Source organism: Stenotrophomonas sp. GD03958 (assembly GCF_029839005.1).
In the GTDB taxonomy this organism is placed as follows: Bacteria; Pseudomonadota; Gammaproteobacteria; order Xanthomonadales; family Xanthomonadaceae; genus Stenotrophomonas; species Stenotrophomonas hibiscicola.
In genome coordinates, this window is the sequence record NZ_JAOBZT010000041.1 from 1 (window position 1) to 24337 (window position 24337).

23 protein-coding genes are annotated in these 24337 nt (G+C 67.7%); 12 read left to right on the forward strand and 11 right to left on the reverse strand.

Annotated elements, in window-relative coordinates:
* Window positions 1–415 precede the first annotated feature (415 nt).
* Together N5C25_RS12785 and N5C25_RS12790 are read right to left on the reverse strand one after the other, a co-directional pair.
* Window positions 416–1843 carry an amino acid permease gene (locus tag N5C25_RS12785; RefSeq protein WP_262213499.1) on the reverse strand — a complete coding sequence of 476 codons (1428 nt, stop codon included), beginning with the start codon at window positions 1841–1843 and terminating at the stop codon, window positions 416–418.
* An 82-nt stretch (window positions 1844–1925) separates the two neighbouring features.
* Complete coding sequence (locus tag N5C25_RS12790; RefSeq protein ID WP_279937037.1) at window positions 1926–3401, reverse strand: amino acid permease; 1476 nt, start codon at window positions 3399–3401, stop codon at window positions 1926–1928.
* 132 nt (window positions 3402–3533) lie between these two features.
* Here N5C25_RS12790 and N5C25_RS12795 point away from each other — a divergent pair, with 132 nt between their 5' ends.
* Window positions 3534–4148, forward strand: a complete 615-nt coding sequence (locus N5C25_RS12795) for an NUDIX hydrolase (protein WP_279937038.1) — start codon at window positions 3534–3536, stop codon at window positions 4146–4148.
* A 94-nt stretch (window positions 4149–4242) separates the two neighbouring features.
* Here the strand turns inward: N5C25_RS12795 and serA are convergent, their stop codons facing one another.
* Window positions 4243–5484, reverse strand: a complete 1242-nt coding sequence (gene serA / locus N5C25_RS12800; RefSeq protein WP_019661444.1) for a phosphoglycerate dehydrogenase — start codon at window positions 5482–5484, stop codon at window positions 4243–4245.
* 169 nt (window positions 5485–5653) lie between these two features.
* On the opposite strand from serA, the gene N5C25_RS12805 reads away from it, so the two are divergent.
* The 3 genes from N5C25_RS12805 to N5C25_RS12815 all read left to right on the forward strand — a co-directional run bounded on the left by N5C25_RS12805 (window position 5654) and on the right by N5C25_RS12815 (window position 9232).
* Window positions 5654–7042, forward strand: coding sequence for an FAD-binding oxidoreductase (locus N5C25_RS12805; RefSeq protein WP_279937039.1), 1389 nt, complete (start codon window positions 5654–5656; stop codon window positions 7040–7042).
* 62 nt (window positions 7043–7104) lie between these two features.
* Window positions 7105–7404 (forward strand): DUF2388 domain-containing protein, encoded by a 300-nt coding sequence (locus N5C25_RS12810; protein ID WP_279937040.1) that lies wholly within the window; start codon window positions 7105–7107, stop codon window positions 7402–7404.
* A 34-nt stretch (window positions 7405–7438) separates the two neighbouring features.
* Window positions 7439–9232 carry a DUF4105 domain-containing protein gene (locus N5C25_RS12815; protein WP_279937041.1) on the forward strand — a complete coding sequence of 598 codons (1794 nt, stop codon included), beginning with the start codon at window positions 7439–7441 and terminating at the stop codon, window positions 9230–9232.
* Here N5C25_RS12815 and N5C25_RS12820 read toward each other — a convergent pair.
* The gene (locus N5C25_RS12820; RefSeq protein WP_251103273.1) at window positions 9210–10286 is read right to left on the reverse strand and encodes an ATP-binding protein; all 1077 of its coding nucleotides are present in this window, start codon (window positions 10284–10286) and stop codon (window positions 9210–9212) included. The two genes, N5C25_RS12815 and N5C25_RS12820, sit on opposite strands and share 23 nt — an antisense overlap.
* Entirely contained in the window at window positions 10286–11002 is a 717-nt protein-coding gene (locus N5C25_RS12825; protein WP_186008951.1) for a response regulator, read from the reverse strand. Before N5C25_RS12825 ends, N5C25_RS12820 begins: the two co-directional genes overlap by 1 nt.
* Before the next feature lie 129 nt (window positions 11003–11131).
* Here N5C25_RS12825 and N5C25_RS12830 point away from each other — a divergent pair, with 129 nt between their 5' ends.
* From N5C25_RS12830 to N5C25_RS12845, 4 genes are all read left to right on the forward strand, one after another.
* Complete coding sequence (locus N5C25_RS12830; RefSeq protein WP_279937042.1) at window positions 11132–12277, forward strand: efflux RND transporter periplasmic adaptor subunit; 1146 nt, start codon at window positions 11132–11134, stop codon at window positions 12275–12277.
* Window positions 12278–12313: 36 nt separating this feature from the next.
* Entirely contained in the window at window positions 12314–15463 is a 3150-nt protein-coding gene (locus N5C25_RS12835; RefSeq protein WP_279937043.1) for a multidrug efflux RND transporter permease subunit, read from the forward strand.
* Window positions 15444–15836 carry a nuclear transport factor 2 family protein gene (locus N5C25_RS12840; protein ID WP_019661450.1) on the forward strand — a complete coding sequence of 131 codons (393 nt, stop codon included), beginning with the start codon at window positions 15444–15446 and terminating at the stop codon, window positions 15834–15836. The genes N5C25_RS12835 and N5C25_RS12840 overlap by 20 nt, the downstream gene beginning before the upstream one ends.
* Window positions 15837–15919: 83 nt before the next feature.
* Entirely contained in the window at window positions 15920–16612 is a 693-nt protein-coding gene (locus tag N5C25_RS12845) for an MliC family protein (RefSeq protein ID WP_021204541.1), read from the forward strand.
* Window positions 16613–16692: 80 nt separating this feature from the next.
* Here the strand turns inward: N5C25_RS12845 and yeiP are convergent, their stop codons facing one another.
* The 5 genes from yeiP to N5C25_RS12870 all read right to left on the reverse strand — a co-directional run bounded on the left by yeiP (window position 16693) and on the right by N5C25_RS12870 (window position 20266).
* Window positions 16693–17259, reverse strand: coding sequence for an elongation factor P-like protein YeiP (gene yeiP, locus N5C25_RS12850; RefSeq protein ID WP_005409468.1), 567 nt, complete (start codon window positions 17257–17259; stop codon window positions 16693–16695).
* A gap of 49 nt (window positions 17260–17308) precedes the next feature.
* On the reverse strand, window positions 17309–18079 hold the full coding sequence (locus N5C25_RS12855) for an SDR family oxidoreductase (protein WP_014646983.1): 771 nt from the start codon (window positions 18077–18079) through the stop codon (window positions 17309–17311).
* 101 nt (window positions 18080–18180) lie between these two features.
* On the reverse strand, window positions 18181–19077 hold the full coding sequence (locus N5C25_RS12860; RefSeq protein WP_279937044.1) for a hydroxymethylglutaryl-CoA lyase: 897 nt from the start codon (window positions 19075–19077) through the stop codon (window positions 18181–18183).
* Window positions 19074–19475 carry a VOC family protein gene (locus N5C25_RS12865; protein ID WP_019661453.1) on the reverse strand — a complete coding sequence of 134 codons (402 nt, stop codon included), beginning with the start codon at window positions 19473–19475 and terminating at the stop codon, window positions 19074–19076. Before N5C25_RS12865 ends, N5C25_RS12860 begins: the two co-directional genes overlap by 4 nt.
* Window positions 19476–19477: 2 nt before the next feature.
* The gene (locus N5C25_RS12870) at window positions 19478–20266 is read right to left on the reverse strand and encodes an enoyl-CoA hydratase-related protein (RefSeq protein WP_019661454.1); all 789 of its coding nucleotides are present in this window, start codon (window positions 20264–20266) and stop codon (window positions 19478–19480) included.
* A gap of 119 nt (window positions 20267–20385) precedes the next feature.
* On the opposite strand from N5C25_RS12870, the gene N5C25_RS12875 reads away from it, so the two are divergent.
* From N5C25_RS12875 to N5C25_RS12885, 3 genes are read left to right on the forward strand one after another with little or no spacing between them, the layout of a single operon-like run.
* Window positions 20386–20640 carry a FeoA family protein gene (locus N5C25_RS12875; RefSeq protein ID WP_021204543.1) on the forward strand — a complete coding sequence of 85 codons (255 nt, stop codon included), beginning with the start codon at window positions 20386–20388 and terminating at the stop codon, window positions 20638–20640.
* On the forward strand, window positions 20637–22502 hold the full coding sequence (locus tag N5C25_RS12880) for a ferrous iron transporter B (protein WP_058979943.1): 1866 nt from the start codon (window positions 20637–20639) through the stop codon (window positions 22500–22502). Before N5C25_RS12875 ends, N5C25_RS12880 begins: the two co-directional genes overlap by 4 nt.
* Window positions 22502–22750 (forward strand): DUF6587 family protein, encoded by a 249-nt coding sequence (locus N5C25_RS12885; RefSeq protein WP_021204545.1) that lies wholly within the window; start codon window positions 22502–22504, stop codon window positions 22748–22750. The genes N5C25_RS12880 and N5C25_RS12885 overlap by 1 nt, the downstream gene beginning before the upstream one ends.
* A gap of 87 nt (window positions 22751–22837) precedes the next feature.
* Here N5C25_RS12885 and N5C25_RS12890 read toward each other — a convergent pair whose 3' ends face one another.
* On the reverse strand, window positions 22838–23299 hold the full coding sequence (locus N5C25_RS12890) for a DUF4304 domain-containing protein (RefSeq protein ID WP_019661458.1): 462 nt from the start codon (window positions 23297–23299) through the stop codon (window positions 22838–22840).
* Between the two features lie 265 nt (window positions 23300–23564).
* Here N5C25_RS12890 and N5C25_RS12895 point away from each other — a divergent pair, with 265 nt between their 5' ends.
* Window positions 23565–24236, forward strand: a complete 672-nt coding sequence (locus N5C25_RS12895; protein ID WP_262213531.1) for a 4-hydroxy-tetrahydrodipicolinate reductase — start codon at window positions 23565–23567, stop codon at window positions 24234–24236.
* The last annotated feature ends 101 nt before the right edge of the window (window positions 24237–24337 follow it).

Consider the following 24337-nt stretch of genomic DNA (forward strand, 5'->3'; position numbering starts at 1 on the left):
ACGCCCCTGCACGGCCCACCCGCCCCGCCTCTGACAGGTTCCGGCGCGCGGCCGGCCACGGAGTGAAGAAGGAAAAGCGAAAGCGGGTCGCTTCGCTGCGCTTGCTCGGAGCGGAGCATGGCTCCGCTCTACAGAATCATTCATTCCGGAGCATTCGTTCATGAGAACGTTTCATCCACGCATGGCGTGGATCCACCGGACGCACCGGGATACTGTCAGGGGCGGGGAGGCATGGGTTCGCGGGGGTGTCCGCGGCATGGATGCCGCGGCCAAGCCTCCAGGGATGGATTCACGGCGTCCCCCGCGAACCCATGCCTCCCCGCCAAGCCCTCAGCCCAGCTGTTGCCGTTGCTGTTGCCGTTGCTCCGGCTTCAAAGGCGGGTGCAGGGCCGCAGGCCCTGCAATGCAAAACCCCTTACTTCCCCCGCAGGCGGCTGTGCCTGAAGCCGTAGCAGAAATAGATCACGAAACCGACGAAGGTCCAGACGCCCATCAGCATCCAGTTGTGCATTGTCATCGCTGACAGCAGCGCCAGGCAGCTCAGCACGCCCAGGCTGCAGATCAGCCAGGCCATCGGCATGCGGAAAGGGCGCGGCAGATCCGGTTGGGTGCGGCGCAGGATCAGCACGCCGGCGCAGACCGCCGCGAACGCAATCAGCGTGCCCATCGAGGTCAGCTCGCCGAGAATGTCCAGCGGGAACAGCGCCGCCAGCAGCGCGATGCCGATGCCGGTGATCACCGTGTTGATGTGCGGGGTGCGGTACTTCGGGTGGATCCTGGTGAACACCGGCGGCAGCAGACCGTCGCGGCCCATGATCATGAAGATGCGCGGCTGGCCGATGATCATCACCAGCACTACCGATGACAGGCCGACCAGCGCGCCGACCTCGACCACCCAGCGCAGCCAGCCCAGCTGCGGGTGTGCGGCCACGGCAGTCACCACCGGCTCGTCGGTGCCCAGCAGCTGGAACGGCACCAGACCAGTCATCACTGCGGCCATCGCGATGTACAGCACGGTGCAGATCACCAGCGACAGCATCATGCCGATCGGCATGTCACGCTGCGGGTTCTTCGATTCCTGGGCCGCCACCGATACCGCCTCGAAACCGATGTAGGCGAAGAACACCATCGCCGCGCCACGCAGCACGCCTTCCATGCCGTACTTGCCCGCGCCTTCATTGGCCGGAATGAACGGGGTCCAGTTGCTGGTGTCCACGTACTTCCAGCCGACCACGATGACCAGCACGATCAGGCCGGTCTTGAGCACGACCATTGCCATGTTCATCGCCGAGGACTTGCTGATGCCGACGTAGCACAGCCAGGTCAGCAACAGTACCAGTGCCGCGGCGGGCAGGTTGGCGATCGCGCCGGTGGGCCGCAGCTGTGCGTCCAGTGGCGCACTGACCAGCGCTGCCGGTAGATGGATGTCGAACTGGCTGAGCAGGCTGAGGAAGTAGCCGGTCCAGCTGACCGCCACCGCCGATGCAGAGACGCCGTATTCGAGCACCAGCATCCAGCCGATGAACCAGGCCGAAAGTTCGCCGAAGGTGGCATAGGTATAGGTATAGGCGCTGCCGGAGACCGGCACCATCGAGGCGAACTCGGCGTAGGCCAGCGCGCAGAAGGCGCAGCAGATGGCGGCCAGCACGAACGACAGCATGATCGCGGGGCCGGCGTGGTTGGCGGCCGCCTGGCCGGTGATGACGAAGATGCCGCCGCCGATCACCGCGCCGATGCCGAGGGCGGTCAGCCCCCAGGGGCCTAGGTGGCGGCGCAGGCTCAGGCCGTTGGCGTCTTCATGGGCGGCATGCGGGTGCTTGGTGGCCCACAGTTGCTTGAACATGTGTGGTGGTCTTGTCGAAGCGCGCCAAGAGCGGCGCGCGGGGAAAACGGACGGGCCGGCGCGAGGCCGGCCCGTAGGCGGATCAGGGCGACTTGGCCAGCTTGCTGTTGCGCATGCCGTAGCCGAGGTAAATCAGCATGCCCAGCACGGTCCAGCCGACGAACAGGTGCCAGTGCACCACGAACGCCTGCCAGAACAGGAACAGGCAGGCCGCGGCGCCAAGCGGGCAGATGATCCACACCGCCGGTACGCGGAACGGGCGATGGATCTCCGGCTTGGTATAGCGCAGCACCAGCACGCCGATGCAGACGGTGGCGAAGGCCAGCAGGGTGCCCATCGACACCAGTTCGCCGAGCACGTTCAGCGGCACCAGGCCGGCCAGCGCGGCGGCGATCACGCCGACCACGATCGTGGCCCAGTAAGGCGTGCGGAACCGGGCGTGGACCTTGCCGAAGAACTTCGGCAGCAGGCCGTCGCGGGAAATGGTGTAGGCGATGCGGGTCTGGCCCATCATCATCACCAGCACCACCGAGGACAGGCCGGCGATGGCGCCGATCTCGACCAGGGTCTTCAGCCACGACAAGGTCGGGTAGGGCTCCAGTGCGGTGGCCACCGGCTTGTCGGTGCCCAGCAGGTGGTACGGCATCATGCCGGTCAGTACCGCGCAGACGATGATGTAGACGATGGTGCACACCGCCAGCGAGCCGAGCAGGCCGATCGGCATGTTGCGCTGTGGGTCTTTGGTTTCGCCGGCGGCGGTGGAGACCGCATCGAAGCCGATATAGGCGAAGAACACGATGGTGGCCGCGCGGAAGATGCCGCTCCAGCCGAACTCACCCGGCACGCCGGTGTTTTCCGGGATGAACGGCTGCCAGTTGGCCGGGTCGATATGGGCCGCGCCGATGCCGATGAACAGGCAGATGACGGTGACCTTGATCGCCACGATGATGGCGTTGACGAAGGCCGACTGGGTCACGCCCACGTACAGCAGGCCGGACACCGCCGCCACGATCAGCACCGCAGGCAGGTTGAACAGCTTGCCGGAGGAGACGAACTCGCTGCCGGTCCAGGCGATGGGCGCGGCGCTGAGCAGGTCCGGGAACGGCATGTGCAGCGTGGTGGTGATGAAACTGATCAGGTAGGCCGACCAGCCCACCGCGACCGATGCCGAGGCGAACAGGTACTCCAGCACCAGGCACCAGCCGATGAACCAGGCCATGCCTTCGCCGAGGGTGGCATAGGAATAGGAATAGGCACTGCCGGAGACCGGCATCATCGCCGCGAACTCGGCATAGCACAGGCCCGCCAGCGCACAGGCGAAACCGGCCAGCACGAACGACAGCATGACCGCCGGGCCCGCGTGGTTGGCTGCGGCCTGGCCGGTCAGCACAAAGATACCTGCGCCGATCACCGCACCCACGCCCAGCAGGATGAGGTGTTTAGCCGTGAGGGTCCGTTTCAACGTGACTTCGCCGTCCAGGCTGCCTTCGATGGGTTCGCCGGCATCGACGTGCCCGGCCGGCTGGACCGGCTTGACCCTCAACAGAGCTTTCAGCATGCAGTACTTCCTAGTGATCGGATGGGGTGGGCGGCCGATACGTTGCCGGCTGCCTTGAATGGTGAAGGCCGTGCGAACAGCCCGCTGTACCTTAGCCAAAGCTGAAGCCAACGCACAAGCGCAATCGCAACAATGAACGGCGATAATGAGCAGTATTTTTCCGAACCGCCCCCATTCATGCGCCAGACCGCCGAAACCCTTGCCGTGCTTGACGATCGCCTGCGCGGTCTGTTGCGGGACTATGCCCGCCGCGAGCCCGCCCACGACGCACTGGCTGCCGAATTCGGCACATTGCTGGATGATCCGGAAGATCCGTTCCGGCGTGAGCGGCTTGCAGGCCACTTCACCGCGAGCTGCTGGCTGGTCAGCGCCGACGGCCAGCGCCTTCTGCTGACCCACCATCGCAAGCTGCAGCGCTGGCTGCAGCTGGGTGGCCACGCCGACGGCGACCGCGACCTGGCCCAGGTGGCGCTGAAGGAGGCCGAGGAGGAGTCCGGCCTGAGCGGGCTGGTGCTGGAAGACCCGGCCATCTTCGATCTGGACAAGCACTGGATTCCGGAGCGCAAGGATGTGCCGGGGCACTGGCACTACGACGTGCGTTTCGTGATCCGCGCGCTCGGTGGCGAGGCATTCGTGCCCAGCGAGGAGTCACTTGACCTGACATGGCGGCCGGTGACCGAAGTCGCGGCCGACCCCGAATCGGATGAATCCATGCAGCGCATGGCGCGCCGGTGGTTGGCGCGCTAGCAACCTGTAGAGCCGAGCCGATGCTCGGCGCGATGCGGGCCGGAACCGCAGCCGAGCATGGGCTCGGCTCTACAAGTGCAAGGCGGGGCGCGCGTCAATACAGAATGCGCGTCCGCAGCGTGCCCGGAATCGCGGCCAGCTCGTCGCGCACGGCGGCGGCCTGCGCCTCGCTGGCGGTGATGTCGATCACCACGTAACCCACCTTCGGGTCGGTGCGCAGGAACTGGCCGTCGATGTTGACGTTGTGGCGCGAGAAGATCTCGTTGACCTTGGACAGCACGCCCGGCACGTTCTGGTGGATGTGCAGGAGGCGCAGGCTGTCTTCGTGTTCGGGCAGGGTCACTTCCGGGAAGTTGACCGCCGACAGGGTGCTGCCGTTGTCGCTGTAGCGCACCAGCTTGGCCGCCACTTCCACGCCGATGTTGTCCTGCGCTTCCAGCGTGCTGCCGCCGACGTGCGGGGTGAGGATGACGTTGTCGTGGCGGGTCAGCGGCGATTCGAAGATATCGCCGTTGCCCTTCGGCTCGACCGGGAACACGTCCAGCGCGGCGCCACCGACGTGGCCGCTGGCCAGGGCCGCATCCAGCGCATCGATGTCGACCACGGTGCCGCGCGCGGCGTTGATCAGGTGCGCGCCCTTGCGCATCTTCGCCAGCTCGGTGCTGCCGATCATCCACTGCGTGGACGGGGTCTCCGGCACGTGCAGGGTGACGATATCGGCGCGCGCCAGCAGGTCGTCCAGGCTGGCCGCTGCACGGGCATTGCCCAGCGCCAGCTTGGTTTCCACGTCGTGGAAGATCACCTGCATGCCCAGCGATTCGGCCAGCACGCCGACCTGGGTGCCGATGTGGCCGTAACCAATGATGCCCAGCGTCTTGCCGCGCACTTCATGGCTGCCGCTGGCTGACTTCGACCAGCCGCCGCGATGGCATTCGGCGTTCTTCTGCGGAATGCCACGGGTCAGCATGATCGCCTCGGCGATCACCAGCTCGGCCACGCTGCGGGTGTTGGAGTAGGGCGCGTTGAACACCGGGATGCCGGCCAGTTCGGCCGCGTCCAGGTCGACCTGGTTGGTGCCGATGCAGAAGCAGCCCACCGCGATCAGGCGCTTGGCCTCGGCCAGCACCTCGGCGCTGAGCTGGGTGCGCGAGCGGATGCCGACGATGTGCGCCTCGGCGATGCGCGCCTTCAATTCGTCCTCGGGCAGTGCCTTGGTGTGCGCCTCGATCTGGCTGTAGCCGGCCGCGCTGAACACCTCCACGGCGGTCTGGCTGACCCCCTCCAGCAACAGCACGCGGATATCCTGCTTCGGGAACGAGGTCTTCTTCGGCGACATGGGGCAACACGGCCAGTGGGACAGGGGCCAACCACTATGCCAGATCGCAGCGCTCATGGTGCGGTGCGCAATTGGTTGCATCCGTAGCTATCTGCCTGCTCGCAGGGCTGGACGCTGGCGCGTGCCGCTGGCACGCTTGCCCGTTCTTCACGCCCCGCGCTGGACCGTCATGACCGATTCCCGCATTGCCTCGCTGCAGCAGGCCTGTCCCGGCCTGAAGCTGAAGACCGACCCGGCCGACCTGGAGCATTACGGGCGCGACTGGACCCGGCGCTGGACGCCGGCGCCGTTGGCGGTCGCACTGCCGGCCACGGTCGAGGAGGTACAGGCGGTGATGCGCTGGAGTGCGGGTGAGGGCGTGCCCGTGGTGCCGTCCGGCGGCCGTACCGGCCTTTCCGGTGGCGCGGTGGCGGCCAATGGCGAGCTGGTGCTCAGCCTGGAGCGGATGAACAAGGCGCTGGCCTACGACGCGGTCGATCGCACCCTGGTGGTGCAGGCCGGCATGCCGCTGGAGGCCGTGCACAACGCCGCGCTGGACCACGGCCTGATCTATCCGGTGGATTTCGCTGCACGCGGGTCGTGCACGATCGGCGGCAACATCGCCACCAATGCTGGCGGCATCCGTGTGATCCGCTACGGCAACACCCGCGAGTGGATCGCCGGGCTGAAGGTGGTTACCGCCAGCGGCGAACTGCTGGAGCTCAACAAGGGCCTGATCAAGAACTCCAGCGGCTATGACTTCCGCCAGCTGCTGATCGGTTCGGAAGGCACGCTGGGCGTGATCGTCGAGGCGACAGTGAAACTCACCGCTCCGCCGCCAGCCAGCAACGTGATGCTGCTGGCCGTGCCCAGCTTCGAGGTGCTGATGCAGGTGTTCGCCGCGTTCCGCGCGCGCCTGCAGCTGCAGGCCTTCGAGTTCTTCACCGACCGGGCGCTGGAGCACGTGCTGGCGCATGGTGCGCAGGCACCGTTCGACGAGGTGCACCCGTATTACGTGGTCACCGAGTTCGCCGCCAACGACGAAGCGCAGGAAGCGGCGGCGATGGCCGCCTTCGAGGACTGCATGGGCAACGGCTGGGTCAGCGACGGGGTGATCAGCGCCAGCGACGCCCAGGCCGCCCAGCTGTGGCGCCTGCGCGAAGGCATCACCGAATCGCTGGCGCGCTACAAACCTTACAAGAATGATGTCTCGGTGCGGATCTCGGCGATGCCTGCGTTCCTGGCCGAGACCCAGGCACTGATCGGGCAGGCCTACCCACACTTCGACGTGGTCTGGTTCGGCCACATCGGTGACGGCAACCTGCACATCAACGTGCTCAAGCCCGACGACACCAGCGACGCCGATTTCGTGGCGCAGTGTGAACACGTGACCAAGCTGTTGGCGCAGGTGCTGGCCCGGTTCGATGGCAGCATCTCGGCTGAACACGGCATCGGCCTGGTCAAGAAGGGCTACCTGGACAGCACCCGCGGCCCGGCCGAGATCGCCCTGATGAAGGCGGTCAAACGTGCGTTCGATCCCCAAGCGCGGCTGAATCCCGGCAAGCTGTTCGACGTTTGAGCCGGGCAAATCCTTCACGCACCCGTTACGCTCCACGCATCCTCACAACCGGCTTCGAACCGATGACCCGTCCGCTTCTGCTGCTCGCCCTGCTGTCCCTGCCGCTGGCCGGCTTCGCTTCCAGCTTCGCCGGCACCTCGGCCGGTTCCGCCACCGGTGCCTCCTCCGGCTCCTCGGGTAGCAGCTCGGGTGACGACAAGGTGGTACTGGCTGCGCGCGACGACGCTGCGGCGTTCGTCGCCAGCGACGGCCAGATCCGTGGCGCCCGCCTGCAGGCCGCGCTGGCCTACCTGCGTGAGCAGAGTGCCGCCGCACAGCAGCAGAGCGACCTGGAACTGGCCCGCGCGCTGCTGGCGCGTTGATCCCGGGTAGTGCCGGCCGCTGGCTGGCGACGCCATGACATCTGCACGGAACGCAGCCAGGCATGGCCTGGCTCTACTGCTGGCCGTTCCGGCCGCACATGCCAGCGGAGACCTGCGCCTGGATCCGGAAGGGCTGAGCCCTGCACAGCAGCAGGTGGCGATGCAGACCCTGGCCGACGTGCAGTCCTTGCTGCCAGATGGTCTGCTGCGCGCATTGCCAGCACACGTGCAGGTGCGCTGGAGCGACCACCTGCCGGCCGATGTGCATGGTCGCGCTTTCGCCGGCCGCATCGACCTGCGTCGCGAGCTGCTGGATGATGCTGTGCCCGGCGCACGCCGTGCACGACGCAGCGCGCTGGTGCATGAACTGACCCATGTTGCAGACCGTAGCGGCGCGAACTGGTCGCGCAGTGCGCGCTGGCGCGACCTGGCCGGATGGCAGCGCAAGCCCTGGCATCTCGGCCGTGGTGGCAACGACTTCCGTGACCGTAGTCCGGATGCCTATGAACTGAAGGATCCGGCCGAGTACCTGGCAGTGAACGCCGAGCATTTCGTGCTCGACAGCGAGTTTGCCTGCCGGCGCCCGGCGCTGGCGCAGTGGTACCAGGCCCATTTCGGAACCCCGCCATCGCTGCCGCAGTCGCACTGCGCGGCCACGTTGCCATTGCTGCAGGCCGAATCGGAAGAGGGTGCGGCATCGCTGCTGCAGCTCGATCCTTCGCGCGTCTACGCCGTGGACTACCTGTTCGCCGAAGGCAGTGCGCAGCCGATGAGCCGCTGGGGGCACAGCATGCTGCGGCTGGTGATCTGCCGGCCGGGCCGTGCACCGGGTCCGGACTGCCGCCTGGACCTGGAGTACCAGCGCGTGCTGTCGTTCCGCGCGTTCGTCGGCGATGTGCAGATTTCCAACTGGCGCGGCTTGACCGGCGGCTACCCGTCGCGGCTGTTCGTGCTGCCGCTGCAGCAGGTGGTGGACGAGTACACCAAGGTGGAACTGCGGGGCCTGCAGTCGTTGCCCTTGCAGCTGCAACGCGACGAGATCGCCAGCCTGCTCGAGCGCACCGCGCAGGTGCACTGGAGCTATGACGGGCGCTATTACTTCGTCAGCAACAACTGTGCGGTGGAGACCGCCAGGCTGCTGCAGGCCGGAGTGCCCCGGCTGGGCGAGGCCGGGCTGGCCCAGCTGAGTCCGCGCGGTCTCAAGCGGCGGCTGGCGCGGCTGGGCATGCTCGACGAGCGGGTACTCACGGACCGCAACGCAGCGCAGGCACAGGGCTATTACTTCGCTTCCGCGCGCGACCACTACCAGCAGTTGTTCACAGTGGCGGCGACCCAGCTGGCCTTGCCCGCGCGCGATGTGCGCGGCTGGTTGAAGCTGCCGGCAGAACAACGGGCACCGTGGCTGCTGAAGGGCAACCTGCGCGCCAGTGCCGGCCTGCTGCTGCTGGAACAGGCGGCACAGCGGCGTGCCCAACTGCGCGCACGCGATGTGCTAAAGCGGCAGCTACTGGCTGCTGCGGACAGCGCGGAAACCCGCAGCCTGCGCAGCCTGCTGGCGCAGAGCGGGCAGTGGTTGCGCCCGGGAACGCTGCTGCAGGGCGGCTACGGGTTGCCGCTGGCCGATGAGCAGGCGGTGCTGGCCGAAGCGGTTGCCACTGCCAGCGCAGAGGCGGTGCCGGCCTGGCAGGCGCTGCGCGTGCAACTGCGCCAGCAGTTGCCGGTGGGCCAGCGCAACGAGATGGATGCGATCGATGCCAACCTCGCCGCACTTGGCGCGCACCTGCGGGAACAGGCAGCCACGCCCGCTACTGGCGCGGCAGTTCGATGACGAAACGGCTGCCGCCGGCGTTGCCCGCCGTGCAGTAGACGCGGCCGCCGTGCGCGTCGGCGATGGCCTTGACCACCGCCAGGCCGAGGCCACTGCCGCCGCCCTGGCGTGAACGTGAGCCGTCGGCACGCATGAACGGGCTGAAGATGTCGGCGTGCAGGTCCGGATCGATGCCAGGGCCCTCATCCTCGATTGCCACTTGCACATGTCCCGGTGTGTCATGCACGGCAATCCGCACCTTGCCCGGGCTGGCATAGCGGCGCGCGTTTTCCAGCAGCGCCAGCAGCGCCTGGCGGAGGCGGGTCGGGTCGCAGTGCGCGTTGTGTTCCTCGCGGCTGGTTTCCAGCTCCAGCACGAAGCCGGCGGCGCGGAACTGCGGATCGACCAGGGTCATCACCGAATGCACTTCGGCCACCACATCGGTGCGCGCGCGACGTACGTCCAGCCGCGCGTTGTCGGACAGGCTCAGCACGCGCAGATCCTCGATCAGGCGCGAGAGGCCCTCGACCTGCGCCAGCAGGCTGCGGAACTGTGACTCGTCCGGCTGGAACACACCCTCTGCCAGCCCCTGCAGGCGCCCGCGCAGGATCGTCACCGGCGTGCGCAGCTCATGGGCGATGGCCGCGTGCCACATCGCGCGCTCGCTCTCCATGTGCTGCAGGCGGCGCGCCATCGCATTGAAGTCCTCGACCAGGGTCGCCACCTCGCCCGGCGAATTTTCCTCGACGCTGGCGCGTGCACCCAGGTCGCCGCCGGCAAGCGCACGCACACTGTCCACCAGTGAATTCAGTGGCGACAGGATCCGGTGCGCAAGACGGAACGAAGCGGCGATGGCCAGCGCCAGTCCGGTCAGGATCACGCCCACCATCCATGCCAGTTCCGGCCCGGTCGGCAGCCAGCTTTCCGGCTCCTCGGTGCTGCCGGGGAAGAACTCGACCAGCACCGCGTACAGCAGCCACGACGACAGGATCATCATCACGATGACGCCGATCACCATCAGCGACATCGAGATGATGATGTGGCGGCTGAGCCCGGAACGGCGCAGGCGCGCCATCAGCGGTCGGCCATCAACCGGTAGCCGACACCGCGCACGCTGGCCGGGACGTTGACCATGCCCACGTCATCGAGTTTGCGGCGCAGCTTGCTGACATGGCTGTCGACGGTGCGTTCCAGCGCTTCGCTTTCCGGCAGGCATTCGTGCATCAGTTCGCTGCGGCTGAAGATGCGGGTCGGCGCCAGCGCCATGCAGTGCAGCAGCTTGAACTCGGTGAGCGTGAGCAGCACTTCGTGGCTGTAGCCTTCGCCCTCCACATGCACGGCATGGGTAGCCGAGTCGATCAGCAGCGGGCCCGCCCGCAGCGCGGTCGGTGCGTCCAGGCGCGAGGCGCGCAACGTACGCCGCAGCACGGCGCGCACGCGTGCTGCCACTTCGGCCGGATTGAACGGCTTGACCACGTAGTCGTCGGCGCCCATGCGCAGCGCGGTGAGCTTGTCCAGGTCCTGGTCCAGTGCGGTCAGCATGATCACCGGCGTTTCACCGCGCTGGCGCAGCTGGGTCAGCACGCTCCAGCCATCCAGGCGCGGCAGCTGCACATCAAGCAGGACCAGGTCGGGCCGGGCGCTGCGGTGCAGGTCCAGCGCGCTTTGGCCGTCGGCGGCGCGCAGCGTACGCAGTCCTTCGCGTTCCAGATAGGCGGTGAGAATATCGGCGATCTCGGCCTCATCCTCGACGATCAGGACGAGGGCAGCGAGGGCAGGGGCGGCATGCATGAAGGGGCGGGGCCTTAAGGTGCTTGCCTCCATCGTATCTCCACAGTTCCTCCATCGAAACCCCATCATCGCCACGCACACTTCACGCTTCAGAACCTATCAGCCGCCTGCGCGGCATTGTGCACAGCAATGAGAACCTTCAGGACTCCGGTCGCGTTGATCGCGGCCCTCGCCCTGGCCGTGACGGCCTGCTCCGCCCCCGAAGCCACGCCCGAAGCGGCACCGCGCGTCAGCGTGGTCACTGTCGGCCCGCAGGTCGTGCAGCGCGACGATGAACTGCCCGGCCGTGTCGCCGCCGTGCGCACCGCACAGATCCGTGCGCAGGTCGGCGGCATCGTGCAGCGCCGCATGTTCGAACAGGGCGCCGAAGTGCGCGCCGGCCAGGCCCTGTTCCAGATCGATCCGGCGGCGTTCCGTGCCGATGTCGACTCGGCACTGGCAGCGCTGCAGCGCAGTGAGGCAGCCTTGGGCCGCAGCCGCGTGCAGTCGCAGCGCCTGCATGCGCTGGCGGCCGCGCAGGCGGTCAGCCAGCAGCTCCGCGACGATGCCAGTGCCGAGTACGAACAGGCCCGTGCCGCGGTGAACGAGGCGCGCGCGATCCTGGCCCGCCGCCAGCTCGACCTGCGCTATGCCACGGTCAGTGCACCGATTGCCGGCCGCATCGACCAGGCGCTGGTGACCGAAGGTGCACTGGTTGGCGTGGCCGATGCCGAGCCGATGGCAGTGGTGCAGCAGATCGACCAGGTCTACGTCGATGTGCGCCAGCCAGCGGCGCAGCTCGAGTCGCTGCAACGCAGTGCCGGTGGCGGCGAGCTGCCGGTGACGATCATCGGTGCGGCCGGCAGGCCGCTGCCCGAACGTGGCCAGATGCTGTTCTCCGGCATCAATGTCGATGCGCGTACCGGTGATGTGATCCTGCGCATCCTGGTCGACAACCCGCAGCGCCAGCTGCTGCCCGGCATGTACGTGCGCGCGAAGGTGCCGCGGGGTGCGCCGGCCAGCGCACTGACCGTGCCGCAGCAGGCCGTGCTGCGCAGTGCCGGTGGCCAGGCCTATGCCTGGGTGATCGGTGGCGATGGCAAGGCGGTGATCCGCACGCTGGAAGTGGACGGTAGTGTCGATCGCCAATGGCTGGTGCGCACGGGCCTGAAGGCGGGCGAAAAGGTGGTGGTCGAAGGGCAGGAACGCCTGCAGGAAGGCGTGGTGGTCGATGCGCGCGACTGGCAGATGCCGGTCGCCAGCACCGGCGCGGTGCAGGCCGGCAGCAAGGGCTGAGCCTCTACCGGACCGGTTCCTCCAGGAAAATCCAACATGGCACGTTTCTTCATCGATCGCCCGGTGTTCGCCTGGGTGCTGGCGATCTTCATCGTCCTGGCCGGCGTGCTGGCGATCCCGCGGCTGGCAGTGGAGCGCTATCCGGCAGTAGCGCCGCCCAGCGTCAGCATCTACGCCAGCTACCCGGGTGCGAGCCCGCAGACGCTGAACGACGCGGTGGTCGGCCTGATCGAGCGCGAGCTGTCCAGCGTCAAGCACCTGCTGTATTTCGAGTCTTCGGTGGACACCTCCGGCGAAGCCTCGATCACCGCGACGTTCAAGCCGGGTACCAATCCGGAGCTGGCGCAGGTGGACGTGCAGAACCGGATCAAGGCGATCGAGCCGCGCCTGCCGCGCAGCGTGCGCCAGAATGGCCTGTTCGTGGAAGCAGCCGATTCCGGCTTCCTGATGCTGGTCGGCCTGCGTTCGCCCGATGCCAGCGTCAGCGAGGCCGCACTGGGCGACTTCATGGCGCGCAACATCATCGAGGAGCTGCGCCGCATCGATGGCGTCGGCCGCGTGCAGCTGTTCGGTGCGGAGCAGGCGATGCGCGTGTGGCTGGACCCGACCCGGCTGACCGGCTATGGGCTGACCATGGGTGACGTGGCCGCTGCCATCGAGCAGCAGAACCTGGAGATCTCGCCGGGGCGCATCGGTGATTCGCCGGGTGTTCCAGGCCAGCGCATCACCGTGCCGCTCAGCGCCGACGGCCAGTTGTCCACGCCGGAACAGTTCGCGGCGATCGTACTGCGCGCCGGGGCCGACGGTTCACGGGTGGTGCTGGGTGATGTCGCCCGCGTCGAACTGGGCGCGCAGAGCTATGCGTGGGGCACCCGCGAGGACGGCCATCCGGCCACCGCTGCCGGGGTGCAGCTGCGGCCGGGCGCGAATGCGGTGCGCACCGCGTCGGCGGTCCGTGAGCGCATGGCCGAACTGGCGCCGCTGTTGCCGCGCGGCGTGGAGGCGAGCATCCCGTTCGACACCGCGCCGTTCGTGAAGATCTCGATCCAGAAGGTGGTGCAGACGCTGCTGGAGGCGATGCTGCTGGTGTTCGCGGTGATGTACCTGTTCCTGCAGAACTGGCGCTACACGCTGATTCCGGCGCTGGTCGCACCGATCGCGCTGCTTGGTACCTTCGCGGTGATGCTGGCGCTGGGCTTCTCGATCAACGTGCTGACCATGTTCGGCATGGTGCTGGCGATCGGCATCATCGTCGACGACGCGATCGTGGTGGTCGAGGGGGTGGAGCGGATCATGGCCGAGGAGGGCCTGCCGCCGCGCGAGGCGACCATCAAGGCGATGCGCGAGCTGACCAGCGCGGTGATCGGCATCACCCTGGTGCTGACCGCGGTGTTCATTCCGATGGCCTTGGCCAGCGGCTCGGTGGGCGCGATCTACCGACAGTTCACCGTGGCGATGGCGGTGTCGGTCCTGTTCTCGGCGCTGCTGGCATTGAGCCTGACGCCGGCGCTGTGCGCGACCCTGCTGCGCCCGAACACCCATGGCCACCATGGTCGGGGCGGTCTGTTCGGCGCCTTCAATCGTGGCTTCGAGAAGATGACCGGGCGCTACCAGCGTGGCGTGGCCTCCGTGCTGCAGCGGAGCGGGCGGGTGATGGGCGTGTTCGCCGCGCTGGTGGCGGCGCTGCTGCTGGGCCTGCACTGGCTGCCGGGCGCCTTCCTGCCGGAAGAGGACCAGGGCTACTTCATGACCTCGATCCAGCTGCCGGCTGAAGCCACCGCCGAACGCACGCTGGCCGTGGTCGAAGCCTACGAACGGCACGTGGCGTCACGCCCGGGCATCGGCTCCAACCAGTCGATCCTCGGGTACAGCTTCTCCGGTTCCGGCCCGAGCGCGGCGCTGACCTACACGATGCTGAAGGATTGGGGCGAGCGTGCAGGGGCCACCGCGGCCGGCGAAGTGGAGGCCGCGCAGAAGGCGATGGCGACGATTGCCGAGGGCGAGGTGATGAGCGTGATGCCGCCGGCGATCGACAGCCTGGGGCGTTCGTCCGGCTTCTCGCTCGCCCTGCAGGCGCGTACCGGGCAGAGCCAGGCCGAACTGCGTGCGGCCCTGCAGCAGCTGCTGAAGCTGGCCGAGGCCAGCCCGCTGCTGTCGGAGGTGCATGCCGATGGCCTGCCAGCAGGTACCAGCATGCGGCTGGACATCGACCGCGCCAAGGCCGAGGCGATGGGCGTGGGGTTCGAGCAGATCAGCAGCACGCTGTCGGCGGCGATGGGCTCGCAGTACGTCAACGACTTCCCCAACAAGGGGCGGCTGCAGCAGGTGATCCTGCAGGCCGATGCACCCCACCGGATGGAGCTGGAGGATGTGCTGAGGCTGTACGTGCGCAATAGCGAAGGTGGCATGGTGGCGTTGTCGGAACTGGTGACGCCGCACTGGACCGAGGCGCCGCTGCAGCTGCAGCGCTATCTCGGCTTCCCGGCGCTGAACCTGTCCGGCGCACCGGCCTCCGGCGTGTCGACCGGCCAGGCCATGGCGGAGATGGAGCGGTTGGCCGAGAAGCTGCCGTCCGGTTTTGCCCTGCAGTGGACCAGCCAGTCGCTGCAGGAGCGGGAGTCCGGTGCGCAGGCGCCGTGGTTGCTGCTGTTGTCGATGCTGGTGGTGTTCCTGGTGCTGGCGGCACTGTACGAGAGCTGGTCGATTCCGCTGGCGGTGATGCTGGTGGTGCCGCTGGGCCTGCTTGGTGCGGTTGCTGCGGTGCTGTTGCGGGGCATGCCCAACGACGTGTTCTTCAAGGTCGGCATGATCACCGTGATCGGGCTGTCGGCGAAGAACGCGATCCTCATCGTCGAGTTCGCGCGCCAGCTGCAGCAGCAGGGTCGCGGCCTGGTTGAAGCAGCGCTGGAGGCAGCGCGGCTGCGACTGCGGCCGATCGTGATGACCTCGCTGGCATTCGCGCTGGGCGTGGTGCCGCTGATGCTGGCGCAGGGCGCGTCGAAGGAAACCCAGCAGGCGATTGGAACCGGTGTGTTCGGCGGCATGGTCAGTGCGACCGTGCTGGCCGTGTTCTTCGTGCCGGTCTTCTATGTAGTGGTGCAGGGCGCGCGGCAGTGGATCGCGCAGCGCCTGCGCAGACGCCGGCCGATGCCGGGAGGAACCGTGGATGGAACGGAACATCGTTGAAGATCTGCATGAGCGGCAGTTGGCAGCGCTGGAACAGCGCCTGCGGCAGGCATTGCTGGATGACGACCACGATGCGCTGACCGCGCTGGTATCGCCGGCCTTGTTCATGATGGATGGCCACGGCGGCCGCATGCTCGACCTGCCGTGGCTGGGCGACTGGCTGACCGGAAACCTGCAGGTGCGCAGCCTGCAGTCGTACGCGGTGGAAACGTTGCTGTGCGGACGCCTGGCATTGTTGTCCAGCGACGTGCGCTTGTCGGTGCGCGGCCAGGGCCAGGAGCGCGAGCTGAAACTGCGCCTGCTGCGGGTGTGGACCTGCAGTTCCGGCGAAAGCGGCGCGCAGCTGCTGTCGATGGCGGTGCTGGCCGCATGAGTGCGGTCAGGCCGCTTTCAGGCCCCGCTCACCGCGAGGTGGTAGGGTCGAGCGTTCCTGTAGTGTCGACAAGGAGTCGAGCCATGCGTGTAGTTCCCAGTCTGTTGGCAGCCTCCCTGGGGCTGGTCCTGGTCGCTTGCCAGCCGGCCCAGGCACCCGCGGCGGGCAGCAATGACGCCCCGCCTGCCACGCCGCAGCCGAGCGCCAACACGGAAGGTGGCAGCGAGACCGCCTACCAGTGTGGTGATCTGAGTGTGGGCGCGACATTCAATGGCGAGGATGCTGCCACGCTGGTGATCGGCGAGCGTAGCTTCGCCATGACCTCCGAGCGCGCGGCATCCGGCGCCAAGTACAGCGATGGTCTCGGCAACAGCTTCTGGACCAAGGGCAGCGATGATGGCCTGCTGAGCCTGAAGGGTGAACCGGATCGCGAGTGCCATGCGGTGGAAGCTACCGAAGGCGATGGCAGCGCCGGCAATGCGGCATTCCGTGCCACCGGCAATGAACCCGGCTGGCTTGCAGTCGTCGACGGCGATGCGCCGGGCCTGCAGGTGGAGGTCGATTATGGCGAGCGCCGCTTCGACGTGGCCAAACCCACCCAGGGCGCTGATGGATGGAGCGGAAAGGCATCCGACGGCACCGACGTCAAGCTCAGCTTCCAGCGCACCACCTGCCAGGATGACATGAGCGGCGAGGCATTCGAGGCCAAGGCGATGCTGACTGTCGGTACCCGCCAGTACCATGGCTGCGGCAACTTCGGTGCGAAACAGCCGTAACCGCTGCCACCGATGATCCGTCCGCTGCCTGCGGCGAACACGCCGCAGGCAGGGACAGGCAGCCGATCAGCGCGAGGCCCTTAGTCGGCACGGCCGGCGAATTCGCCGGTGGCGGTGTTCACCAGCACGCGTTCGCCATTGACGATGTACTCGGGCACCATGATTTCGATGCCGGTGTTGAGCTTGGCCGGCTTCGGGCGCTTGGTGGCGGTGCCACCCTTCAGTTCCGGCGGCGTCTCGATCACCTCCAGCACCACGGAGGCCGGCAGCTGGATCGCCACCGGCTGCTCGTCGATCACCTGCACGTAGATGCCGGTCAGGCCGTCGGTGATGTAACCGGCGTCGTCGCCGATCACGTCCGCATCCAGGGTGTACGGGGTGTAGTCCTCGTCATCGAGGAAGACGAAGGCATCGCCGTCCTTGTACGAATAGGTGGACTGGCGGCGCAGCAGTTCGACCTCGACCAGGTTGTCGTCGGCATCGAAGCTGGCGTCGAGCTTGTTGCCGCCCGGCACGCTGTACATGATGAAGCGGAAGCGGACGTTGCCGCCGCGACCCTGCGGCGAGCTGCGCTCGATGTCGCGGATCTGGTACACGCCGTTGTTGTACTCGACGACGTTGCCCTTCTTGATGTCGTTGGCTTTCATGGTGATCTAGGTCGTTGGGGGAGGGCGCCGTCCCGGCGCCCGGGGGGAATCACTTCGGAGCGAGGCGGGTAGCGCCGTCCAGGCGGATGGTCTCGCCGTTGAGGTAGGTGTTGCCGAGAATGAAGCCGACCAGACTGGCGAAGTCTTCCGGCTTGCCCAGGCGCGACGGGAACGGGATCGAGGCGGCCAGCGACTGCTGTACGGCTTCGGGCATGCCATCGACCATCGGCGTCCAGAACACGCCAGGAGCAATCGTATTGACGCGGATGCCGAAGCGCGACAGTTCGCGTGCCATCGGCAGCGTCATCGAGACCACGCCGCCCTTGCTGGCCGCATACGCGGCTTGGCCGATCTGGCCTTCATAGGCGGCGATGCTGGCGGTGTTGATGATCACGCCGCGCTCGCCGTCTTCGCCGGCGTCGTTGTGCTGCATGCGATTGGCCGCGGCCTTGGCCACGTTGAAGCTGCCGACCAGGTTGACCATTACCGTGCCCTGGAAGCCGGCCAGCGGCATCGGGCCTTCCTTGCCGAGCACGCGACCGGCGCCGAGGATGCCGGCGCAGTTCATCGCCACGTTCAGGCCGCCGAGGAAATCGTGGGCCTGGTCGATGGCTGCAGCCACGGCCGCCTCATCGCTGACGTTGACATTGAAATAGCGGGCCTTGTCGGCACCCAGCCCGGCAACGGCAGCTGCACCCTTGTCGTCGTTGAGGTCGAACAGAGCCACCTTGCCGCCCTGGGCGACGAGGTGCTGGGCCACGGCCAGGCCGAGGCCGGAGACGCCGCCAGTGATCACGGCACGTACGGAAGACAGCTGCATTGCACGGTCCTGCAGGTTCGAGAACCGCCGATTCTAACGGAAGCGGCGACCGTCGCCGTTGTGCGCTGCGCCGCCCGAGCGGGAGCGGCGCAGCGGGGTGCTCAGCCGGTCGCTGCGAGCGCCTGGCCGGTGCGGCTGGCGGTGGCGCGGCCGAGCAGGCCGGCCAGCCAGCGGCCGGTCTCGGCCAGTGCCGGCAGGTCCACGCCGCTGTCCAGGCCCAGGCCCCGCAGCAGGTAGGCCACGTCTTCGCTGGCGACGTTGCCGCTGGCACCCTTGGCATACGGGCAGCCACCGGCCCCGGAGACGGCACTGTCGACCACGCGCACGCCTTCTTCCAGGCAGGAGGCGATGTTGGCGACGGCCTGGCCATACGTGTCGTGGAAGTGCACGGCCAACGCCTCCATCGGAATCTCGGCAGCGACCGCCTGCAGCATCGCCCGTGCCTTGCGTGGGGTGCCGACGCCGATGGTGTCGCCCAGCGAGATTTCGTAACAGCCCATCTGGTGCAGCGCGCGCGCCACGCGCACCACGTCGGCCAGCGGCACCTCGCCCTGGTAGGGGCAACCGAGCACGGTGGAGACGTAGCCGCGCACGCGCACGCCATCGGCGGCGGCGCGGCGCAGGATCGGCTCGAACCGGGCCAGCGACTCGTCGATGCCGGCATTGGTATTGGTGCGGTTGAAGGCCTCGGACGCAGCGGTGAACACCGCTACTTCCTCGACGCCGACCGCGCGGGCGCGGTCGTAGCCCTGTTCGTTCGGCACCAGTACCGGGTAGTGGATGCCGGGGCGGCGCTGGATGCCGGCGTAGACTTCGGCGGCATCGGCCAGCTGCGGAATCCACTTCGGGCTGACGAAACTGGTCGCCTCGATGCTGCGCAGGCCGGTGGCCGACAGGCGGTTGATCAGTTCGATCTTGTCGGCGGTGGAGACCGACTGCTTTTCGTTCTGCAGGCCGTCACGCGGGCCGACCTCGACGATGCGGACGTAGTCGCTCATGCAGCCACCTCGCCGACGGGGCGATGGCAGACCGCTTCGATGTTGTTGCCGTCCGGGTCGAGCACGAAGGCGGCGTAGTAATCCGGGTGGTACCACGGGCGCAGGCCCGGCGCGCCGTTGTCGCGGCCACCGGCGGTGAGGGCGGCGGCGTGGAAGGCGTCCACCTGCGCGCGGCTGGCGCAGGCGAAGGCCACGTGCACGCCGTGGCTGGCGGTGCCGCCATTGCCGAGCCAGAAGAACGGCTTGCCGTCGCTGCCGAAGCCGACGTGGTCGTGGTCGCCGGTCAGTTCGGCGCTCACTTCCATCACCACGCCGATCTGCAGTGGCGCCAGTGCCTGCAGGAAGAAGGCCTTGCTGCGCGCCAGGTCGGCGCTGGTCAAACCAAGATGATCGAGCATGTTCAGGCTTCCGTGACCCAATGGGGGGCGCGCTTGTCGAGGAAGGCGCCCAGGCCCTCCTGGCCCTCGGCGGACACCCGCAGGCGCGCGATCAGGGCGGCATTATCGCGATCCAGGGTGTCGCGGTCATGGCTGTCCCGGACCTGCCGCACCAGCTGCTTGGCGGTGGACGAGGCGATCGGGCCTGCCTTGTCGAGCAGGGCCAGCTGGCGTTCCAGCGCCTCGTCCAGGCGCTCGGGTTCGACCAGCTGGTGGACCAGGCCGATCCGCAGTGCGGTCTCGGCATCGAAGTGCTCGCCGGTGGCGAACCATCGACGGGCCTGGCGTGGGCCGATGGCCTCGATCACATAGGGGGAGATCACCGCCGGCAGCAGGCCCAGGCGGCTTTCGGTCAGGCCGAATCGGGCCGCGGTGCTGGCGATGGCGATGTCGCAGCAGGCGACCAGGCCGACACCGCCGCCGAAGGCCGCGCCGTGGACCCGTGCCAGGGTCGGCTTGGGCAGCTCGTCCAGGGTGCGCATCAGCCGGGCCAGGGCCAGCGAGTCCTCGCGGTTGTCGGCCTCGCTGGCCGCAGCCATGCCGCGCATCCACTGCATGTCGGCGCCGGCCGAGAAGGAGGCGCCATGGCCGGCCACCACCACGGCCCGGATCGAATCGTCCCGTCCGGCGGCCTCCAGCGCGGCGGTCAGCCGGGCGATCAGGCTGGCGTCGAAGGCATTGTGCAGTTCCGGCCGGTTCAGCCAGAGGGTGATGACGGCGCCGCGGCGCTCGATCTGCAAAGCATCGTTCATGGGATTCCAGGGTCACTCCATACCTGTATGGATCATAGCGGGCCATTGGTCATGGGCCATGACGCGACGCGGGAATGTTAGAATCGAGAACCATTTACATCCAGCAGAGAACACGCTAGATGACGCTGTCCGAACTGCCGCTGCACACCTCGGCCGTGGTCGAGTCCGTGCAGGACCTGCACGCCAACGATGCCATCGCCCGTCGCCTGCGCGAGCTGGGTTTCGTCAATGGCGAGGAAGTGCGCCTGGTGGCCAAGGGTCCGGTGGGGGGCGAGCCGCTGCTGGTGCAGGTCGGGTTCACCCGGTTCGCGCTGCGGATCAGTGAGGCCAAGCGCGTCGTGGTAGACGCCAACCGCCAGGAGCGACGCGCATGAGCGCTTCCGCTGCCACCGCCCCGCTGCGCATTGCGCTGGTCGGCAACCCCAACAGCGGCAAGACCGCGCTGTTCAACCAGCTGACCGGCAGTCGGCAGAAGGTCGCCAACTACACCGGCGTCACCGTAGAGCGCAAGGAGGGCCGCCTGCGTGCGCCGTCCGGCCGTGAATTCGCGGTGCTTGATCTGCCGGGCGCCTACAGCCTGCATCCGGCCAGCCTGGATGAGGCGATCACCCGCGACCTGTGCCGGGGCTTCTACCCGGGCGAAGCCGCGCCGGACGTGCTGCTGTGCGTGATCGACGCCACCAACCTGCGCCTGCACCTGCGCTTCGCGCTGGAGCTGCGTGAGCTGGGCAAGCCGATGGTGGTCGCGCTGAACATGGTCGACGCCGCCCAACGCCGCGGCATCCAGGTGGATGTGGCCGCGCTGGAACGCGAGCTGGGCGTGCCGGTGGTGGAGACCGTGGCGGTGCGCAAGCAGGGCGCCAAGGCCCTGGTCGAGCGCCTCGATGCGATGGTGCCGCACCTGGATGCGCCGGTGCCGGGCCCGGAAGGTGGCATCGACTACCACGCCAAGGTGCGCGAGATCCTGTCGGTCGCCGTGCGCATGCCGGCGCGAACCGCGAAGATCGACGACGCGCTGGACCGCTGGCTGCTGCACCCGGTGTTCGGGCTGATCAGCCTTGCGGTGGTGATGTTCCTGATCTTCCAGGCGGTGTATGCCTGGGCGACGCCGTTGATGGATGGCATCGAGGCTGGCTTCGCCTGGCTCGGTACTCTCGTTGGCAGCGTGTTGCCGGAGGGTCCGCTGGCCAGCTTGCTGACCGACGGCATCATCGCCGGTGTCGGTGGCGTGGTGGTGTTCCTGCCGCAGATCCTGATCCTGTTCTTCTTCATCCTGGTGCTGGAGGAATCCGGCTACCTGCCGCGCGCGGCGTTCCTGCTCGACCGCATGATGGCCGCTGCCGGCCTGTCTGGCCGCTCGTTCATCCCGCTGCTGTCCAGCTTCGCCTGCGCGGTGCCGGGCATCATGTCCACGCGCAGCATCCAGGACCCGCGTGACCGCCTGGCCACCATCCTGGTCGCACCGCTGATGACCTGTTCGGCGCGCCTGCCGGTGTACGCGCTGCTGATCGGTGCGTTCATTCCGCAGAAGACCGTGTGGGGCGTGTTCAACCAGCAGGGCCTGGTGCTGTTCGGCCTGTACGCCGCCGGCATCCTCAGTGCGCTGGCGATGTCGTGGATCATGAAGAAGTGGCGCCGCGACAAGAGCGAGCATCCGCTGATGCTGGAGCTTCCGTCGTACCGGCTGCCGCATGCGCGCGACCTGGCGGTGGGGCTGTACGAGCGCGGCATGATCTTCCTCAAGCGCGTCGGCGGCATCATCCTGGCGCTGACCATCCTGCTGTGGGTGCTGCTGTCGTTCCCAGCGGCGCCGGCGGGCGCCACGATGCCGGCCATCGACTATAGCTACGCCGGCCAGCTCGGCCATGCGATGGCGGTGTTCTTCGCACCGCTGGGCTTCAACTGGCAGATCTGCATCGCGCTGATCCCGGGCCTGGCCGCGCGTGAGGTGGCGGTGTCGTCGCTGGCGACGGTGTATGCGCTGTCGGCGGCGGATGACGATGCGGCCAGCCAGGCACTGACCCCGTTGATCAGCGATGGCTGGTCGCTGGCCACGGCCCTGTCGCTGCTGGTCTGGTACATCTACGCACCGATGTGCATCTCGACGCTGGCCACCATCAAGCGCGAGACCAACTCGTGGAAGCAGATGGCCTTTGCCGCGTTCTACCTGTTCGCCGCAGCTTACGTGGCGGCGCTGATCACCTACCAGGTGACCAGGGCGCTGGGAGGTGGCTGATGGATACCGGGCTGCTGATCCAGTACCTGATCATCGCGGTGGCCGTGCTGGTCAGCGCCTGGGTGGTGCTGAAGAAGCAGTTCCCCGGCACGGTGCGCAAGCTGCGCGGTGCCTTGGCGCTGGCTCTGCTGAAGCCGGGCCGCGCGGCCTGGGCGCAGGCGCTGGGGCGGAAGATCGCGCCGCCTGCCAGCGGAGGTGGCGGTGCCTGTGGCGGTTGCGACAGTTGCGGGCCGACCAACAAGAAGTAGCGTCGAGCCATGCTCGACGGCGGCTGTGCGGCGGGTGCGAACTTTCGGCCTGTGGGTGCGAACCTTGGTTCGCACGCTTTCCGGGGTTCAGACCTCTTTGCGGATGATCGCGCGAAAGCGTCCCTCCTGCTGCATCCGCCGTACCGAGGCGCGATTTCCATGGGTCGCTGCGAAGCCCGCCACGTCGGCAAGGGCATTGAGCAGCAGGCGCTTCATCGCGTTGCGATCGCCAGCATCGAGCAGGTCATGAAGATCCTGCTGGGTGAAAGCCCGGCGCAGGCCTGGCGTCTCTTCGATACGCCAGTCGACATGCGGCGTGGGGATGCTGGAGCGGTACCTGAAAGCCGTTTCAAGATCGTCGGGCGTGAGGGGGTGCACGAGCAACTCTGGAAAGTAGAGTCCGGCATTCACATAGAAACCGCGGCTTTCGCTGGCGCGCTGGTGATTCACGACAAGCAGGGCGTCATCCAGCAAGCGGTAGCGGGTGGTCGTGGTCCCGGCATAGCCGGTCTTCCTGGCGCACTTGCTGAAGACGGTCGCGGATTTCATGGGCGTTGCCTGGGCCGGAAGAGGGGACCACAGCCTTGAGTGGCCGCGTTTCTGCGTCCAGTGGTAAACGCGACATCTACGGTGTCGCATGCGCTCCGCCTGGTGCAGTCAAGAGAGGCGTACCCAGGGAGGAACGAGCATCCATTGCGCGGAAGGTCACCCAGCGTCGCAGTGACGGCGCTTGCCGGAGCAGGCGTGCTGCCGCTAGCCTGCAGGCATGAACCAGACTCCCCTGCGATTGCTCATTCACGGCGCCTCCGGGCGCATGGGCCAGGCCCTGCTGCGGCTGGCCGCCGAACATCCCGAAACCCTGCAGATCGTGGCCGCCGTGACCGGCCGTGCGCCGGCGCAGCGCGTGGTCGACGGCGTGCCGTTCTTTGGTGCCAGCGAACTGTCCGGTGCGCCGGTGTTCGACGTGGCCATTGACTTCAGCCTGCCGGAGGGCTTCGACCCGATGCTGGCGCTGTGCGTGGAACGCGGCGCGGGGCTGGTGTCGGGTACCACCGGCATCTCCGGCACGCAGCGGCAGGCGCTGGATGCAGCAGCGGCGAAGATCCCGTTGGTCTGGGCGTCGAACTTCAGCCTGGGCGTGGCAGTGCTGGACGAGCTGGTGGAGCGCGCCGCGCAGGCGCTGGCCGGCTGGGACTGCGATATCGTCGAATCGCACCACACGCAGAAGAAGGACGCACCGTCAGGCACCGCGCTAACCCTGGGCGCGGCCGCGCAGCGCGGCGGAGCGGAGCCGCATTACGCGAGCCTGCGTGCTGGCGACATCGTAGGTGAGCATCTGGTGCAGTTCACCGGGCTGGGCGAGCGCATCGAGCTGGTGCATAGGGCCACCAACCGCGACATCTTCGCCCGCGGTGCGCTGTTCGCCGCCCGCCAGCTGCAGGGCCGGGCCCCGGGCAGCTACCGGGTGCGGGACCTGCTGGCGTAGGGCGGTAGTGCCGGCCGCTGGCCGGCAACCCAAGGTTACGGGACGCCGATGGGATTGCCGGCCAGCGGCCGGCACCACCGGGTGGCGGGTGCCGCATACGC